The following is a 16,688-nucleotide window of genomic DNA, read 5'->3' on the forward strand; positions in this document are numbered from 1 at the left end:
CCCCATGAAGCAGAGCCCCGGCGGACCGGGTCCCCACCAGCAGATCCTCAACGCCCGCTTCCACTTCCCCGACGGCGCCGACACCGGGCTGTACGGCCAGCTCCTCGACCTCACCGCCGACATCACCCCCCGCGTCCAGCCGATCCCGCCCGACACCGCCCACCTCGACATCACCGGATCCCTGCGCTACTGGCAGCGCGACGCCGAAGACCTGGCCGCCCTCCTGCGCCTGCGGACCCTGGCCCTCCACGGCGTACGGACGACCTGCGCCGTCGCGCCCAACCGCATGCTCGCCACGATGACGGCCGCCTTCACGCCCCTCGGCGAAACCACCGTCCTCACCGGGGCGGAGGTCACCGCCTGGCTTCGCCCCCGCCCCGTCGCCGCCCTCTACGGAGTCGGTCCCGCCACCGCGACCGCGCTGGCCAGGTACGGACTGCACACCATCGGGGACCTCGCCGACGCGCCCCTGCCCACCCTGACCAGGCTCTTCGGATCGGCCACCGGCCGCGCCCTGCACGCCCGCGCCCACGGCGAGGACCCGCGCCCCGTGGAACCCCGGCCCCTCCCCAAAACCATGAGCGCCGGCCACACCTTCGACGCCGACTGCCTCGACGCGGACCAGCACCACCGCGCCCTCCTCGGCCTCGCCCACCGGCTCGGAGCCCGCCTCCGCGGGGAAGGCCAGGCAGCCACCGGCCTCACCCTCACCGTCCGCTACGCCGACCGCACCACGACCACCCGGAGCCGGACCCTGAGCGAACCCACCCACCACACCCGCCCCTTGACCGGAGCCGTCCAGGATCTGTACCGCCTCCTCGGCCTCCAGCGCGCCCGCGTACGCTCCTTCGACCTCCGCGCCGACGCCCTGCGTCCGGCCTCCGAGGCCAGGAGGCAGCTCAGCTTCGACCCGGCCGACGACCAGGCGCTCGCCGTCGAGGCCGCCGCCGACCGTGCCCGCGCCCGCTACGGCCCCGACGCCGTCAAACCGGCGACCCTCGCCGGATCGTAGGGAAATAGGCCCCCGATAAGACCCGCGCCGGTCATACAAAAAACACCCCGGACCGATTGAGTCCGGGGTGTTTGTTTGTGTATATTTGATGTTTCACATCTTCGCTGAGCGATGAAGTGAAGAAGCTTATGGGGACACTGTATCGCGTCAGGAGTGGAATTGTCAACCGAAGAATTCCGGAATGAGCAGCAATTCATCACCACCCTCTACGGGCGCCTGGACGATCTGCGTGACCAGGCCGAACGCGCCATGCGGGGGGCGCTCGGCGCGGTCGGCAGCGGGTTCCAGGCTCGGCTCGAACGGGACGTCATGGTCGCTGAGCAGTCCGGTCTGCTTTCCGCTCTGAACTCGGGGGAGAACGGCCTCTGCTTCGGCCGGCTCGAGTTCTCCGACGGCCGGGACCACCACATCGGGCGCATCGGCATCAGGCAGGACGACACCGAACGCACTCCGCTCGTACTCGACTGGCGTGCCGATGTCGCGCGCCCGTTCTACCTCGCGACGGGCCATTCCCCCATGGGGCTGCGCCGACGCCGCCACCTCACCACGCGGGGACGCGAGGTCACGGCCCTGCACGACGAGATCCTCGACCTCGCCGACACCGAGCGCACGGGACACGAAGGGGCCGACGCGGACGCCGTGCTCCTGTCCGCGCTCGACGCCGCACGGACCGGCCGGATGCACGACATCGTGCAGACCATCCAGGCCGAACAGGACCGCATCATCCGCTCCACCCACCACGGGATCCTGGTCGTGGAGGGCGGACCGGGCACCGGCAAGACCGCCGTGGCCCTGCACCGGGCCGCGTACCTCCTCTACGCGCACCGCGAGCAGCTCGCCAAGCGCGGCGTACTGATCGTCGGGCCGAACCCGGCCTTCCTCGGCTACATCGGCGAGGTGCTCCCCGCCCTCGGCGAGACCGGCGTCCTGCTCGCCACCCCCGGCGAGCTCTTCCCCGGCGTCCGCGCGACGGCCGTCGACCGCCCCGGCGCCGCCGCGGTCAAGGGCCGCGCCGCGATGGCCGGGATCCTCGCCCAGGTCGTGGGCGACCGGCAGGCGCTGCCCGAGACCGTGCCCGCGGGGAGCGGCGAGGAGACCGACCGGGTCCCCGAACCCGCCCTGGAGATCGACCACGACGACTACGGCACCCTGCTGCTCGACCGGACCATGGCCCACGAGGCCCGGGACCGGGCCCGCGCCACCGGGCTGCCGCACAACCTGGCGCGCCCCCACTTCGCCTTCCGCGTCATCGACGCGCTCACCGCACAGCTCGCCGACCGGCTCGGCGCCGACCCGTACGGCGGCCCCAACCTGCTCGGCCCCGACGACGTCGCCCTGCTGGCCAAGGAGATCGCCACCAGCGCCGAGGTGCACGCCGCCATCGACACGCTGTGGCCGAAGCTCACGCCCCGGCAACTGATCGCCGACTACCTCGCCGACCCCACCCACCTCCCCGCGCGGGAAGCCGAACTGATCCGCCGTACGACGACGGCCGAAGCCGACTGGACGCCGGCCGACGTCCCGCTGCTCGACGAGGCCGCCGAACTGCTCGGCGTCGACGACACCGCGCTCCGCGCCGCCGAGCAGCGGGACCGCCTCGAGCGCATCGCGTACGCCCAGGGCGTCCTTGACCTGTCCGCCGGATCGGAGTCGTACGAGTTCGAGGACATGGAGAGCGAGTTCCTCGCGGCCCACGACCTCATCGACGCCGAGCGGATGGCGGAGCGGCAGGAGGAGGACGACCACCGCAGCGCCGCCGAGCGGGCCGCCGCCGACCGCACCTGGGCCTTCGGCCACGTCATCGTGGACGAGGCGCAGGAGCTGTCGGCCATGGCGTGGCGCCTGCTGATGCGGCGCTGCCCGACCCGTTCGATGACGCTGGTGGGCGACCCCGCCCAGACCGGCGACGAGGCCGGCTGCGGCTCGTGGCAGCAGATCCTGAGCCCCTACGTCGAGGACCGCTGGGAGCTCGTACGGCTCGGCGTCAACTACCGCACGCCCGCCGAGATCATGGACGTCGCGGCCGCCGTGCTCCGGGCCCGCCACCCCGGCTTCGAACCCCCGCGTTCGATCCGGTCCACGGGCCGGCGGCCCTGGATCCGGGAGACGGGCGACCTGGCCGCCGCGGTCGCCGGGGCCGTACGCGAGGGCGCCCCGGCCGAGGGCCGCCTCGCGGTGATCGCCCCGCGCCCGCTGCACGGGGCGCTGGCGGCCGCGCTGCCCGGCGTCCGCGCGGGGGAGGAGCCGGACCTCACCCGTCCGGTCGTCCTGCTGGCGCCGCGCCAGGCCAAGGGCCTGGAATTCGACACCGTGATCGTCGTGGAACCGGCGGAGCACGAGCCCAGCGATCTCTACGTGGCCCTGACGCGCGCCACCCAGACCCTCGGGGTGGTGCACACCGGCCGGCTGCCGGAGGGGCTGGACGCGCAGCCGTAGGTCAGGACGAGAGGGCGGCGGGAAGCGGCAAGCACGCTGGTCAGCCGGGTGCCGTGAGCTATGTTGGAACCGCAGTGGTAGGAGAGGGAGGACCGTCGTGTCATCGGGGCAGCACGCGCGCGCACAAGCGGCCGCGATCACGCCGAGCGGGCAGGCGGCCGCCGACCACGTGCGTGCGCCGGCCGACCGGGTCCAGGCGCTCTTCGACGGACACCAGCTCTCCCCGGGGCAGCGGCGGATCGCCCAGTACCTGGTCGACCACCTCACCGAGGCCGCTTTCCTCTCGATCACCGAACTCGCCGAACGGGCCGGCGTGAGCCAGCCGTCCGTGACCCGGTTCGCGGCGGCCCTCGGGTTCAGCGGCTATCCGGCCCTGCGCGAGATGCTCCAGCCGATCGCGCTCAGCGCGGTGGCCGGATCCCCGGACGGCCGCGAACAGACCCGCCGCAACGAGCTGCAGGCGGCCGTCGACGCCGAGATCGAGAACCTGGAGAACGTGCGCAGGCTGCTCGCCGACACCAATCAAGTGCTCGACATCGGCCGGGAGCTGGCCCGTTCGGTGCCGCTGACGGTGCTCGGGCTGCGGATCTCGGTCTCCCTCGCGGAGTACTTCGCCTACGCGGCCCGCCGCATCCACCCCGACGTGCGTCTGGTGACCAGCGGCGGCAGCGTCGCCTTCGACGCGCTCCTGCAGGCGCGGGCGGCCGGCGGCAACTGGGTCCTCGCCTTCGCCATGCCCCGGCACGCGAAGGAGACCCTGGCGGCCCTGCGGGTCGCCCGCAGGGCGGGGCTCCGTGTCGCGCTGATCACGGACCGTACGCTCGGCCCGCTGGTGGACGAGGCCGACGTGGCGCTGACGGCCGGCACCGGGTCGCGGCTCGTCTTCGACTCGTACGCGGCGCCGGGCCTGCTGTCCGCCGCGCTGCTCCAGGCGATGGCCGACGCCGACCCCGAGCGGACACAGGCCCGGCTCGAAGGGTACGAGCAGGCCGCCGACCAGCACGGATTCTTCCTCTAGGGAGCCGGTCGGCCGCCCGGCCGGGAGAGTTCCGGGCGGGTTGCGGCGATCATATTCACGCTGAATACGGACATGAATATTTTCATACCCTTGCGTACTCAACGGTATATATGTTTACTGATGGCGGCGCGGTCATCCGTAGACATGCCAGGGAGAGCGACCCCACGCCCTCCCAGAACAGACACCCGGCGTGACGCCTTCCTCCTCACGTTCCGCCAGGTGCCCCGTCCGGCTTTCGGATCCCGGAGCGCCCCTGCGGCCTCGGCCAACCCCTGGGCCGAGGCCGCCACAGACACCACCGATCAGCACACCCTGCGGAAGCGGACAAGAATGTCTCAGACGGCACTCATCACGCGCAGCCCGGACTGGCCCCTCCAGGTCAAGCACCCCGGGAACCACGACTGGGAACGTACGGCCATCCGCTGGCTGCGCGACCTCCTCCCGGCCCGCTACTCCGGATACGTGACCCTCACCCGCAGCCCCGTCCTCCTCGCCCGGCACGCCCAGCTCCAGGTGCAGCACGAGCTGCGGGCCGTACGCGTGGCCATGGAGACCAGCCGCGCCGAACTCCCCGCCCTCGGCGTCGCGGAGGTGGTCATCGAGAACTCGATCAGGATGTACGCCATCGAGCTCGGCCAACTCGCCCGCCTGGCCCGCTCCGTGCGACTCGTCGGCGACGCGCTGCGCACCGCCGCCCGCTGACACCCCCGGCCCGCCGAGGCCCCGGACCCCTGCGTCAAACCGTCAAACCGTCAAGCCGCCGAGCCGTCAAGGCGGCCGAGCGTCCCGCGACACCGCATCCCCCATCCCGCATTTCCCATCCCTCATCCCCGGCCCCCGGCTCGAGGCGTCCGTCCCCGACGGTCGCTTCCGGCAGACCGCCGCGGGCGTGGCGGTGACGGCCGGCCGCGCGTACGGTGAGCCGCCAGACAGGCGCGCGCCACCACACGTACGGGAGATGCGGCATGAACGCGGTCGACTACCGGGGCCAGACCACACTGATCACGGGGGCCAGTTCCGGACTCGGCGAGGAGTTCGCCCGCCGGCTCGCCGCCCGGGGATCGCACCTCGTCCTCGTCGCCCGCCGCCAGGACCGCCTCGAACGGCTGGCGGCGGAGCTCTCGGCGGCCCACGGGGTCCGGGTCACACCCGTACCGATGGACCTCCGGGCGGAGCGGGTCGGCGACCTGCTCTCCGCCGAGGTCGCCCGGCTCGGCATCACCGTCACCAGCCTGGTCAACAACGCCGGATTCGGCACCTTCGGGCCGCTCCACCTGGAGGACCCCGACCGGCTGCGACAGGAACTCGCCGTCAACGTGGGCGCGGTGGTCGACATCAGCCGCGCCTTCATCGGGCCGCTGCGCGACCACGGCAAGGGCGTCCTGGTCAACGTCGCGAGCATGGGCGCCTACCAGCCCATACCCCACATGGCCGTCTACGGCGCCACCAAGGCCTTCGTCCTGAGCTTCACCGAAGCGCTCTGGTACGAGTCCCGGGGCACCGGACTGCGGGTGCTCGCCCTGTCTCCCGGGGCGACGACCACCGAGTTCTTCGACGTCATCGGCACGCGCGAGGTGAACGGCGGCACCACGTTCCAGACGTGCGGGGAAGTGGTCCGCACGACGCTCAGAACCCTCGACCGCAAGAACCCGGGCCCCAGCGTGATCTCCGGCGCCCTCAACCGGATGATGGCCGTCGGCGGCCGCCTCCTGAGCCGCCGCCAACTCGTCAGGTCCGTCGGGCGCCTGATGCCCGCGCCGTTGGCCGGCGACGAGGGTGCCGGGGTCGTGCGGACGACCGCCTGACCTCAGCCCACGGCGGTGACGCCGGCCAACTGCTCCGCGATGAGCTCGGCCGAAGGGAACCTCATCCCCACCGCGGCGACGTGCTTCCAGTGCAGGGTGCCGTCCGGGGCGACGATGAAGACCGCCCGGCGCAGCCCGATCAGCGGAGCCGTGATCCCGAACGCGCGGGCCACCGCGCGGTCGGTGTCGGCCAGCAGCGGCATCCGCAGGCCACGGGCCGAGGCGAAGGCCTCGTGGCTGTCGACGCCCTGCGGGCTGATGCCCCACACCTGCGCCCCACACGCGCCGAGCGCCTCCAGCCCGTCGGAGTAGGAACACAACTGCGCCGTGCACACGGGGGTGTTGTCGCCGGGGTAGAAGGCGAGGACGACCGGGGTCCCGCGCTGCGCGCCGAGCGCGTACTCCCCTCGGACGAACGCGTCGTCGGTCAGCTGGCCGCCGGGGAGCGAGAAGTCGCTCACGACGTCGCCCACGGCCGGGATTCGGGTCACGGTGTCCGTGCCTCTCTGTCGGTGGAGGGCGTACGGTACCCGCTCGCGGCGCCCCCCGTCACCGGCAGCCGCTGCGCTCCCGCTCCCGGCCGGCGACGGCTCCGGTGAAGCCGTCGGAGACGCGCTCGCCGCCGAGGCGCGACCCGGGGGTGGTCGCGCGGCCCGCACCGGAAGGCCGGATCCCTCAGTACGGTTCGCCCCGGACGTACGTGCTCGACGCCGGGCGGGGCCGGTCGCCGCGCTCGTGCGCGGCATCGGAGCGGTCGGCGGGCGCGCACCGACGCGCGAGGGCGCGCAGCGTCTCCAGGCCCGCGAGGACCTCGGAGCGGTGGCCCGAGACCTTCATCCAGCCGGGCAGCCGGGGGATCATCGACCGCGTGGGGCTGCCGAAGCCGGTGCCGCGTTCGCGCAACCGGGCTCCGGCATAGGCGGCCAGCTCGTCGACGTGCTCCTCGTTGTAGGCCCACAGGACGTGGCCGGCACACCGGGTCTGCAACCAGAGCGGCCGCCGGAAGAACGGGTCCTCGGTGCCGCCGAGGACCGCGCCGATCAGCCCGGCCCCCCGTACCCCGGCCTCCCATGCGTCGACGGCCCCGCAGTGGACGCAGGTCATCCTCCGGGGCCGGAACAGCAGCTCGGTGTAGTACGCGAGCGCGGGGAGGCCGGGCCGGGGTGCGCAGAGCGCCTGCCCGCCACAGCGCGGGCAGACGACGAGGATGCGCTCGGCGTACCGGTCCAACTGCATCCCCGGGTCGCGGTGCCGGGACGGATCGCCGGGGGTCTCGGAGTTCTCGGGGGACATGAGGGACACGATGTCAGTCCGGGGGAGCGGCCCGGGAGGCGGGTGCGCCGGCCCCCCGGGCCACGTACGGCGGCTCCGCTCTTCGCGCGGCCGGGACCTCCTGTTCGGGCCGGGCGGCCACCCGGCCGTTCCTCCCTGCTCAGGCGGGACCGCTGCCGGTGTCCCGCGCGGCCGGTCGTGCGCCGGCGAACGGGCACCGGGAGGCCTGGTGGCCGTGGGGCTCCGCCGCGGTGGCGGGCTGCCGGGCGCCGGGTCGGCGGCCGGGCGGGTGGGGTCGGCCGGTGATGTCGAAGGTGAGGTGGTGGGGTTGGAGGATGGTGCGCGTGTGGAAGGCGGGGGTGATGCCGGGCGTGCGGGTGATCTGGTAGTCGCGGGTGAGGGTGGCGGTGGTGAGGGTCATGGCGGTGGTGGCGAAGTGCGCTCCCAGGCAGGTGCGCGGGCCGCCGCCGAAGGGCATGAACGCGTACTTGGGCCGTGGGGTGGCGGGCCGGTCGGTCCAGCGGTCCGGGTGGAACGCGGTGGGCTCGTCGTAGTGGTGGGGGTCGCGGTGGAGGACGAAGGGGCTGACGGCGACCTGCTGGCCGGGGCGCAGGGGGTAGCCCGCGAGTTCGGCGGGTTCCGCCACCGTCCGCTGGAGGAACCAGAGCGGCGGGTAGAGGCGGAGGGTTTCCTTCACGACGGATTCCGTGACGGTCAGCCGGGGCACGTCGACCGCGGTGGGGAGCCGGTCCCCGATCTCCCGGTCGGCCTCGTCCCGTACCCGCTGATGGATCTCCGGGCGCCGGTCGAGGAGGAGGAGCAGCCAGGCGAGTGCCGCGGCGGTGGTCTCGTGGGCGGCGAACAGGTTGGCGACGATGACACTGGTGGCGCCTTCGTGGGTGAGGGCGCCTTCGTCGCACGCGGTGTTGAGGAGGTCCGCGACCACGGACGGGGAGTCCTCGTGCCGGGTGGTGTGACGCCGGCGCATCAGGGAGGAGACTTCGGCGGCGAGGTCGCGGCCGGCGCGCTGGAGGCGGCGTTTGCGCAGGGCGCGCCAACGGGCGGGCAGGGGCAGGGCCGGGGGCAGGAGCGCGTCCTGCAGGCGGGCGAGGAGGCCGGGAACCTCGCCGGTTTCCGGTCCCAGGCAGAATGCGGCGATGAGGTGGGCGCTGAGGTCCTCCAGTGCGGGGATCGCCTCGAACCTGCCGCGTGCGCGCCAGGAGTCCGCGTGGCGGGCGACGGTCGCCGCGAGGCCGTCTTCGGCGGCGCGCAGGCTGGTCCGGTTCAGCCCGCGTCCGGCCAGGCCGCGGGCCCGCATCCACAGGGCCAGGTCCGCGGAGGCGCGGCTTCCGTCGGTCGCCTCGCCCAGCAGGTCCCGGCTGATGGCGTACGTGGTGTTGGTGTGTTTGAAGACCTCCTCCGCCAGGACGGGCGAGTTCACGATGTACAGGTCGTCGTCGAGTCGGACCACGTCGCCGTACTGCCGCTGGTCGAGCAGGAAGCCGAGCTGGTCCCGCTCGAACGCGCGCCTGTTGCCGTACCGCCCGGCCCCTGTGGGGCCGGGCGGCACTCGGGTCGTCGGCACGGTTACCGGGCCTGTACGTAGTAGTAGTAATACGCGCTGGAATGGTCCTGCCCCCCGAGCGCGCTGCTGCGTTGGACCTTCGCCCCGGAGGGGTCGTTGGCCAAATGGGCGGAGCTCGACGCGGCGAAGGCCGGTCCGGCGCCGAGGAGTGCGGCGACGGCGGATACGGCGATGAGGAGCGACTTGCGCAGGGGGATCAGGGCAGCCATGGCTGGCCTCCTTCTACGGGGTACAGGGCGGCTGGTCCGCCCTGTTCGATGCACCCATTACGCCCTCCCGGAGGCCGTCGGGCATGTCACGGAAACGCGTGGCATGCCGGCCGCGTCCGCATCTGGCACAATGCCGCGCCTTCGTCCGGAACCTCCGGGGGGGGGCGTGCCCCGGGGGTCCTGGCCGGGGGCGGACCGGCCCGAGTCCTGGCCCGCAACCCCGCCGCGCGGCGCGGCCCATCCGCATGCTGAGATGCGGTCCCACGCCACGGCGGGCCCGTGCCAGACTCTGCCCCATGCTTCGCGAGCAGATGATTACCGCCGGCGTGCCGGCCCCGAGCTGACCGAGCGGCCATGCCGTCAGCTCGCCGCCCGCACGCAGACCTCTCGTATCCGCGAGGGGTCTTCTTGTTTTCCGGGGCAACGCGCCACCCGGCCCCGGCCCCGGCCCAGCCCACCTGACCCCTGACCCTTGCCGCCCCCCCGCCCGACCCCCAGGACAGGAGCCCACGACTCATGACCCTGACCCGCAGCGACGTCCTCCCCGAAGTCGCCCCCGCCTGCCACATGCTGACCGTCACGGTCCACGACGGTGGTCACGCCCTCACACGGATCTCCGCGACCCTCAACAACCTGTCCGTCAGGGCGTTGTCCTACCGGGCCTCCGACGGCGGCGGTCCCGCCGTGTGCGAGATCGTCGTACCCGTGGCCGACTCGCCCCGCGCCCAGGCCAAGTTGCTGCGCTGCGTCGACATCGTGGGCCTCACGGCCTACCCGGCGCCGGGCTTCCCGGCCAACTGAACGGGTCTGCGCCCGGCGGGAGTCGAAGGCGTCCGCCCCGCGCGCCGCGTCAGCGCGCGCTGCCGAGGTTCCGGTCGGCTTCGTCGCCCGCCAGCATCAACGTGGTCTCCTCCACGCGGCGGAACCGGCCGTCGGGGGCGAACTCGCCGAAGAGGTAGACCTCGGTACTCACGGTCGAGCCGTCCTTCTTCGTGACGTGCACGGTGTGGCGGTCGGCGTACAGCCGGCCGTCGCTCAGTTCGTCGTGGACCTCGAGCGTGCCGCCGGCCACCACCGTGCGGAGGTGGGCGATGTGCTCGAGGAATCCGGCGCGGTCGTCCCACCTGCCGTCGGTGCGCTGGCGGTAGTCGGGGGCGAAGTGGCGGTCGGCGGCCTCGTCGAGATCCAGCTCCGGGGTGAAGAGCAGGTCGGTCAGGGCGGCGGCGATGCTGGTCGGGCTCATGGCTGTCCTCCGTAGAAAATAAGCGTGCGCGCCGCACGCTTGTCCGAGCATAAGCCCTACTGCGTGCGCGGCGCACGCTAATCTGTTCGGTATGGCACACGAAGCGGGTCGTGAGGTGGGGCGCGAGGCAGGGCTCGAGGTGGGGCGCGAGGTGGCTGGCGCGCTCGGGGAGCTGCTCAAGCGGGGTCTGCGGGCCGGCCTCTACCGGGAGCTGACCGAGGGCCTCGGCGACGCCGTCGACGAGGTCACCTACCCGGTGCTCAGCGGCCTGTCCCGGACCGGCCCGCGCAGTGCGGCCGAGCTGGCCGCCGAGGTGGGTCTGGACCGCTCCGGCGTCAGCCGGCGGGCCTCGAGGCTGGAGGCGGCCGGGCTGGTGCGGCGCGATCCGGACCCGGGGGACCGGCGCTCCGTGCTGCTGACCCTCACCGAGGAGGGTGTGCGCACGGTCGAGGTCATGCGGGAGCGGCTCGCCCTGCGGATCGAGGAGTCCCTGGAATCGTGGCCGCCGGGCGAGGCGTCGTCGTTCGCTCGCGGGCTGCGCAGGTTCGTGGAGGAAGGTCCCTTCGGGCGGCCCGTGTAAGGGGGGGCCATCCATACTTGACTACTCGTTCCAGTATCCCGTACCGTACTGATCGTGGCCAGGACCAAGGAATTCGATCCGGACGCCGCGCTGCAGTCGGCTCTCGAGCTGTTCTGGCAGCGCGGCTACGAGGCGACGTCGATGGCGGACCTCGTCGACCGGCTCGGGATCGGCCGCGCCAGCATCTACGCCACCTTCGGCAACAAGCACGAGCTGTACATGAAGGCGCTGGACCGCTACAACGAGAACCGCGACGCGCTCCTGCTGCGCGAACTGTCCCAGCCGGGACCCGCACTGCCGGCCGTGCGCACGGTGGTCCGGCGCTTCGCCCTCGAGTCCAGCTGCCACGGGCAGCGCCTGACCGGCTGCTTCGTCACCAACACGGCCGCGGAGCTCGGCGCGCACGACGCGGAGGCGGCTCGCAGGGTCGAGGCGAGCTGGGGTCACATCGAGACCCTGTTCCGCTCGGCGCTGGTGCGGGCCCAGGCGCAGGGGGAGCTGTCCGGTGACCGCGATCCGCGGATGCTCGCGCGGATGCTGCTGGTGCTGATGCAGGGCCTGCGCGTCGTGGGCAAGGCCTCGGGCGACCCCGGCGTCGTGCGCGACGCGGCAGAGCAGGCCCTGACCCTGCTCGACTGAAACGCACTTCCCTGCGGGGAAGTTTTTTCAGCGGCTTATTCTGGAACGTACGATCAAATATCAGGGGGAGAAATGACCGCCACTCGGAGCAGCACCCTCAGGGCAGGGGCAGGGGCAGGGACTCCGGCCACCGCCGCCGCCACCGCCACCGCCGCGGCCGCCCTGCCGGCCGCCACCTCATCCGGCCCCGCGGCGGCCGCACCGGCAGCGGCGGTCCCCGCGGCGGCCGTCCCGTCCTCCGGCCCCGCCTTCGCGCTGCTCGGCGCGGTGCAGATGTCCTTGATCTTCACGCTCACCTCGCTCATCGTGCCGTTGCCCGCCATCGGCGGCGAGTTCGACCTGGCCCGCGACGGCCTGCTCCTCCTCAGCGCCGCCTACGGCCTGACCTTCGCCGGGCTCCTGCTCTTCGGCGGCCGCATCGCCGACCGCTTCGGCGGGCGCAGGGCACTCAACGCCGGACTGGTCGTGTTCGCCGTCGCGTCCCTCGCCGCACCGCTCGCCCAGGACTCCGCCGTTCTCCTCACGGCCCGCTTCGCCCAGGGCGTGGGCGCCGCGCTCACCGCGCCCGCCGCGATGGCCGTCCTGCGCGCGGTCTTCCCCCGACCCGCCGCGTACGGACGGGCCATGGCCACCTGGGGAGGTCTCTCGGTGCTCGGCGCGACCGCCGGGAACCTGCTCTCCGGCGTCATCTCGGCGCTCTCCACCTGGCGGCTGTCCTTCGTCGTTCCCGTCGCGGTGGCCGTGGCCGCACTGGCACTGGCCCCCCGTCTGCTGCCCGCCACCCCCGTCGGGGAGGGCCGGTCCCTCGACCTCCCGGGGGCCCTGCTGGCCACCGCCGGCATCAGCCTGGCCAGTTACGGCCTCGTCCTCACCGACGCCCACTCCTGGGGGTCGACCGGAGTCCTGGTCGCGCTGATCACCGCCGCCGTCCTCCTGGTGGCCTTCCCGATCGTCGAACGCCGGGCCCGTGACCCGCTGCTCCCGCTCGGGTTCCTCCGCAACGGCCGCCGGGTCCTGGCGCTCTCGGCCATCGGTCTGACCGCCGCCGGCACGGCCACGGCCTTCGTCCTGCTCTCACTGAGCCTCCAGGAGGACCGCGGCTGGTCGGCGCTCCAGACCTCCGCCGCCTTCGTCCCCTTCGCGGTGGCGCTGCTCCTCGCCGGCCGCGCGGCGGGCCCGCTCATCGCCCGGTACGGGACCGTGACCGTGACCACGGCGGGCCTCGTCACCGCGGCGGCGGGCCTCGGACTCCTCGCCCTCACCGGACTGGCCGAGCACACCCCGTACGCCCTCGGGCTCCTCCCCGGCCTGCTCCTGCTGCCGGCCGGCGGCGCCGCGGCCTTCGCCGGCGCCGCGGTCCTGGCCACGGACGGGGTCGAGCCTCACCAGGCCGGACTCGCGGGCGGGGTCATGAACACCGCGATGGAGCTCGGCCCGACGGTCATCTTCGCCACCGTCCTCGCCCTCGGCTCCGACAAGGTCTCGCTCGCCGCGATGGCGATCGCCTTCGCCGCGGCCGGTTTCCTCAACACCCGCATCAAGTAGCCGGCCGGGGGCCGGCAGCCGGGAGAACCCGCCGGCGGTCCCCGGTCACGTGCCAGGGACCGACGAGAACGAACAACCAGCAGCCAGCAGCCAACAAGGGAGTCAGTACCGTGTCCACACGTTTCACCGGCAAGAGCGTCCTCGTCACCGGCGCCGGATCCGGCATCGGGCGAGCCGTCGCCCTCGCGTTCGCGGCCGAGGGAGCCTCGGTGGTCGTCGCCGGACGAACGGCCGCGCCGCTCGCCGAAACGGTCGCCCTGATCGAGAAGGAAGGGGGAACGGCCGCCGCGGTGACCGCGGACGTCTCCCGCTCCGAGGAGGTACGAGGCCTCGTCGACCGGACCGTCGAACTCTTCGGGAGCCTCGACGTCGCGGTGAACAACGCGGGCGTCTTCCTGGGCGGCGGCCCCGTGGCCGACCTTTCCGAGGAGGACTGGCGCACCCTGCTCGACATCAACGTCACCGGCGTGCTCTTCGGCCTGCAGGCCGAAGTCTCCCGGATGCGCGAGCAGTCCACCGGAGGGGCGATCGTCAACGTCTCCTCCAACCTCGGCGCCCACACCCGCATTCCGGGAGTGGGCGGCTACGCCGCCGCCAAGGCGGCTGTCTCCGCCCTGACGCGGGTCGCGGCCCTGGACCACATCGCCGACGGAGTCCGCATCAACGCGGTCAGCCCCGGCCCGGCCGCCACCGCCATGTCGCTCCACGCGGGGGAGAGCGACGCCGACCGCGCGGCCCGGATGAAGGGCGAATCGCCCCTGGGCCGGGTGTCCACCACCGCCGAGGTCGCGGCGGCCGTGCTCTACCTGGCTTCGGCGGACGCCGCCTCCGTGGTGGGCACCGACCTGGTGATCGACGGCGGCGCCGCCGCCTGACCGGGCGGGCCCCGGATCCGGGCCCTTCGGCCGTGCGCAACGGCCTTGTTGGCTTCCGCCCCGCTGAGAGATCATCCAGGGTATGAACGCACCTGCTGAGGTCCTCGGTTCCGGCGAACTCGAGTTGCGCCGCTGGCGCATGGGCGACATCGACGTCCTGGACCGGACGATCCGTGAATCCCTGGACCACCTGAAGCCGTGGATGCCCTGGACCGTTGACGCCGGGAGGCCGCACACCGCCAAATTCCTTGCCCGGAGCCACGAGGAGTGGGAGACCGGGCAAGGATTCGGCTACGCCATCACGTCGGACGGCGTGGTGATCGGCAGCTGCGGGCTCTGGCGGAGGATAGGCCCGGGCGGCCTCGACATCGGCTACTGGATCCACCCGGGCTGGGGCGGCCGAGGGCTGGCCACGAAGGCCGCGGAGGCTCTCGTCGACCAGGGCTTCCGGCTGGCGGACGTCGACCACGTGGAGATCCACCATGACGCCGCCAACACCGCCAGCGGGGCCGTGGCCCGACGGCTGGGGTTCACCGAGATCGGCCGCGGCCCCGTACCCGAAGGCCCCGAGGCGCCCGGTCAGGTGGGGATCGACGTCACCTGGCGGGTCACCGCCGAGCAGTGGGAGACCCGTACGGCCGGAAACGGCGAACGCGCTGTCTGACGCGGGACCTCGGGGCCCGGGCTGCCGTCGGACGGTGACCGCGAGGAGGCGCGCGGCCGGTTCGTACGATCATGGGAATGTGCCTGCGGGCTACGCTTGCCCCATGACGATGAGCAAGACCGCCCACGTGAGTGTCGACGCGATGATCGAGGACCTGAGGACGCTCGTCGAGGTCGAGTCCCCCTCACGCGACCTCGACGCCCTGAGGGCATCGGCCAAGGTCGTCGCCGCCGTCATCGAGAACCGCCTCGGCGGCCGGGCCGTCCTCGTCGACAGCGAAGCCGGACCCCACGTCCACTGGTCGGCGGGCGGCGATCCCCAGGTGCTGATCCTCGGTCACCACGACACTGTGTTCCCGCTCGGAACCCTCGAACGCCGTCCGTTCCTCGTGCGGGACGGCCACGCGACCGGCCCGGGGGTCTTCGACATGCTCGGCGGCCTGGTCCAGGCGATCCACGGCCTGGCGGCGCTCGACGACCGGTCCGGCGTCGAGATCCTCGTGACCGCCGACGAAGAGGTGGGCTCCCGTTCCTCCCGGGCCCTCATCGAGGAACGCGCCCTCGCGTGCGGCGCCGTGCTCGTCTTCGAGGGCTCCGCCGACGGTGGAGCCCTGAAGACCGGCCGCAAGGGCTGCGGCACCTTCCAGGTCTCCATCGCGGGCCGGGCGTCGCACGCGGGCCTCGAGCCCGCGGCCGGGGTCAACGCCCTGATCGAGGCGGCCCACCAGGTACTGGACATCGCGGCGTTCGGCCGTCCGGAGATCGGCACGACCGTCACCCCGACCGTCGCCTCCGCGGGAACCCTCGACAACGTCGTCCCCGCCGAGGCGACCGTCATCGTCGACGTCCGGGTGGAGTCGAGCGGGGAGAAGGACCGCATCGAGTCCGCGTTCGCGGCGCTCACCCCGCACCTCGACGAGGCGCGCATCACGGTCGAAGGGGCCGTCGGCCGGCCCCCGATGCCCGAGTCGGCGTCGGCTGAGCTCTTCGCGGTGGCCCAACGGCTGCTTCCCGGGCTCGAAGGCAAGGCGGTCGGCGGCGGCAGCGACGGCAACTTCACGGCCGCGCTGGGCGTACCGACGCTCGACGGCCTCGGAGCCGTCGGAGGCGGCGCCCACGCCGAGCACGAGTACGTGGTGGTCGGTGCGATGGCGGAGCGGGCACACCTCGTCGCCGGACTGGTGAACGCGATTCAGAACGGAGAAGCGGGCACGCGGCAGCGGTACGTGTGAGAGCGGTCCGCCGCGAGAGGCGCCTGGCCGCGTGCGGTGCACACCCCGAAGGGAGGGCCACACCCGGCGAACGGCGCCCACTGAAGTGCACGGTCACAGCGTGGCGCGGCGGTACTCCGGCCGGTGCGGCCCGGCTGCGCCAATCGGCTGGCTCTCGGCGGTGCCCGGCCCTGCGCCGGGACAGACCGCCTACACCTCTCTAGGTTCTGTGGTGCCCTTCACCCCCTCGAAAGGTCGATCCATGCGCTCTGTTCGCTCCGTGCTCTCCGTCGTCGCGGCCGGTGTCATCGTCCTCGGTGGCGCCTCCGCCGCCGCTGCCGATGTGACCGTCAACGCTCCGTCCGAGACGTCGTACACCTTCGTCTTCGGCAACTGGCTGCAGTTCGCCGCCGACGACGTGTTCAACGCGGGCCTCAACAACACGGTGGGATCCAACAACTGAGCAAGCCGTCCACGGCCCGGGGGGGGGGGGCCCCCCCCCCCCCGCCGCCCCGGGGGCCGGGGGGGAGACGGCGCGGTGGGGGGGGCGCCGGCGGGGCCCCCCCCCCCCCCCCCCCCCCACCCAGAGAGAGAC

Annotated in this window: 18 protein-coding genes; 13 read left to right on the forward strand and 5 right to left on the reverse strand. The window is 73.1% G+C overall.

The annotated features are described in order from the left end of the window. Positions 1 to 4: 4 nt before the first annotated feature. From ACWF9Z_RS17070 to ACWF9Z_RS17090, 5 genes are all read left to right on the forward strand, one after another. Positions 5 to 1,012, forward strand: a complete 1,008-nt coding sequence (locus tag ACWF9Z_RS17070; RefSeq protein WP_453602897.1) for a DNA polymerase Y family protein — start codon at positions 5 to 7, stop codon at positions 1,010 to 1,012. A 159-nt stretch (positions 1,013 to 1,171) separates the two neighbouring features. Further along, positions 1,172 to 3,448 (forward strand): HelD family protein, encoded by a 2,277-nt coding sequence (locus ACWF9Z_RS17075; RefSeq protein WP_453602899.1) that lies wholly within the window; start codon positions 1,172 to 1,174, stop codon positions 3,446 to 3,448. A 97-nt stretch (positions 3,449 to 3,545) separates the two neighbouring features. Beyond that, positions 3,546 to 4,466, forward strand: a complete 921-nt coding sequence (locus tag ACWF9Z_RS17080) for a MurR/RpiR family transcriptional regulator (RefSeq protein ID WP_453602901.1) — start codon at positions 3,546 to 3,548, stop codon at positions 4,464 to 4,466. A gap of 330 nt (positions 4,467 to 4,796) precedes the next feature. Further along, positions 4,797 to 5,168, forward strand: coding sequence for a hypothetical protein (locus ACWF9Z_RS17085; RefSeq protein ID WP_453602903.1), 372 nt, complete (start codon positions 4,797 to 4,799; stop codon positions 5,166 to 5,168). Positions 5,169 to 5,431: 263 nt separating this feature from the next. Beyond that, positions 5,432 to 6,271: an SDR family NAD(P)-dependent oxidoreductase gene (locus ACWF9Z_RS17090; RefSeq protein WP_453602905.1), complete on the forward strand. Its 840-nt coding sequence runs from the start codon at positions 5,432 to 5,434 to the stop codon at positions 6,269 to 6,271. 2 nt (positions 6,272 to 6,273) lie between these two features. On the opposite strand, the gene ACWF9Z_RS17095 is transcribed toward ACWF9Z_RS17090, so the two are convergent. The 4 genes from ACWF9Z_RS17095 to ACWF9Z_RS17110 form a co-directional block, all read right to left on the reverse strand. Then, positions 6,274 to 6,762, reverse strand: coding sequence for a peroxiredoxin (locus ACWF9Z_RS17095; protein WP_453602907.1), 489 nt, complete (start codon positions 6,760 to 6,762; stop codon positions 6,274 to 6,276). Between the two features lie 184 nt (positions 6,763 to 6,946). After that, positions 6,947 to 7,564 (reverse strand): hypothetical protein, encoded by a 618-nt coding sequence (locus tag ACWF9Z_RS17100; protein WP_453602909.1) that lies wholly within the window; start codon positions 7,562 to 7,564, stop codon positions 6,947 to 6,949. A 139-nt stretch (positions 7,565 to 7,703) separates the two neighbouring features. Continuing rightward, a complete protein-coding gene (locus tag ACWF9Z_RS17105; RefSeq protein ID WP_453602911.1) occupies positions 7,704 to 9,128 on the reverse strand; it encodes a cytochrome P450 in 1,425 nt (474 codons plus the stop codon). A 2-nt stretch (positions 9,129 to 9,130) separates the two neighbouring features. Then, positions 9,131 to 9,337: a hypothetical protein gene (locus tag ACWF9Z_RS17110; protein WP_453602913.1), complete on the reverse strand. Its 207-nt coding sequence runs from the start codon at positions 9,335 to 9,337 to the stop codon at positions 9,131 to 9,133. Positions 9,338 to 9,853: 516 nt separating this feature from the next. Here ACWF9Z_RS17110 and ACWF9Z_RS17115 point away from each other — a divergent pair. Then, positions 9,854 to 10,138 carry a hypothetical protein gene (locus ACWF9Z_RS17115; protein WP_453602915.1) on the forward strand — a complete coding sequence of 95 codons (285 nt, stop codon included), beginning with the start codon at positions 9,854 to 9,856 and terminating at the stop codon, positions 10,136 to 10,138. 49 nt (positions 10,139 to 10,187) lie between these two features. Here ACWF9Z_RS17115 and ACWF9Z_RS17120 read toward each other — a convergent pair whose 3' ends face one another. Next, positions 10,188 to 10,580, reverse strand: coding sequence for a nuclear transport factor 2 family protein (locus ACWF9Z_RS17120; RefSeq protein WP_453602917.1), 393 nt, complete (start codon positions 10,578 to 10,580; stop codon positions 10,188 to 10,190). A 91-nt stretch (positions 10,581 to 10,671) separates the two neighbouring features. Between ACWF9Z_RS17120 and ACWF9Z_RS17125 the strand changes: the two genes are divergently transcribed. From ACWF9Z_RS17125 to ACWF9Z_RS17155, 7 genes are all read left to right on the forward strand, one after another. Further along, entirely contained in the window at positions 10,672 to 11,160 is a 489-nt protein-coding gene (locus tag ACWF9Z_RS17125) for a MarR family winged helix-turn-helix transcriptional regulator (RefSeq protein ID WP_453602919.1), read from the forward strand. Positions 11,161 to 11,214: 54 nt separating this feature from the next. Continuing rightward, positions 11,215 to 11,799 (forward strand): TetR/AcrR family transcriptional regulator, encoded by a 585-nt coding sequence (locus tag ACWF9Z_RS17130; protein ID WP_453602920.1) that lies wholly within the window; start codon positions 11,215 to 11,217, stop codon positions 11,797 to 11,799. Positions 11,800 to 11,871: 72 nt separating this feature from the next. Then, complete coding sequence (locus tag ACWF9Z_RS17135; protein WP_453602922.1) at positions 11,872 to 13,344, forward strand: MFS transporter; 1,473 nt, start codon at positions 11,872 to 11,874, stop codon at positions 13,342 to 13,344. Positions 13,345 to 13,454: 110 nt separating this feature from the next. Next, positions 13,455 to 14,219 (forward strand): SDR family NAD(P)-dependent oxidoreductase, encoded by a 765-nt coding sequence (locus tag ACWF9Z_RS17140; RefSeq protein WP_453602924.1) that lies wholly within the window; start codon positions 13,455 to 13,457, stop codon positions 14,217 to 14,219. Positions 14,220 to 14,301: 82 nt separating this feature from the next. Further along, complete coding sequence (locus tag ACWF9Z_RS17145; RefSeq protein WP_453602925.1) at positions 14,302 to 14,883, forward strand: GNAT family N-acetyltransferase; 582 nt, start codon at positions 14,302 to 14,304, stop codon at positions 14,881 to 14,883. A 103-nt stretch (positions 14,884 to 14,986) separates the two neighbouring features. Continuing rightward, positions 14,987 to 16,114, forward strand: a complete 1,128-nt coding sequence (locus tag ACWF9Z_RS17150) for a M20 family metallopeptidase (protein WP_453602927.1) — start codon at positions 14,987 to 14,989, stop codon at positions 16,112 to 16,114. A gap of 241 nt (positions 16,115 to 16,355) precedes the next feature. Further along, positions 16,356 to 16,556, forward strand: a complete 201-nt coding sequence (locus ACWF9Z_RS17155; protein ID WP_453602929.1) for a hypothetical protein — start codon at positions 16,356 to 16,358, stop codon at positions 16,554 to 16,556. Positions 16,557 to 16,688: the final 132 nt, after the last annotated feature.

The organism is Streptomyces sp. NPDC054961 (assembly GCF_053609145.1).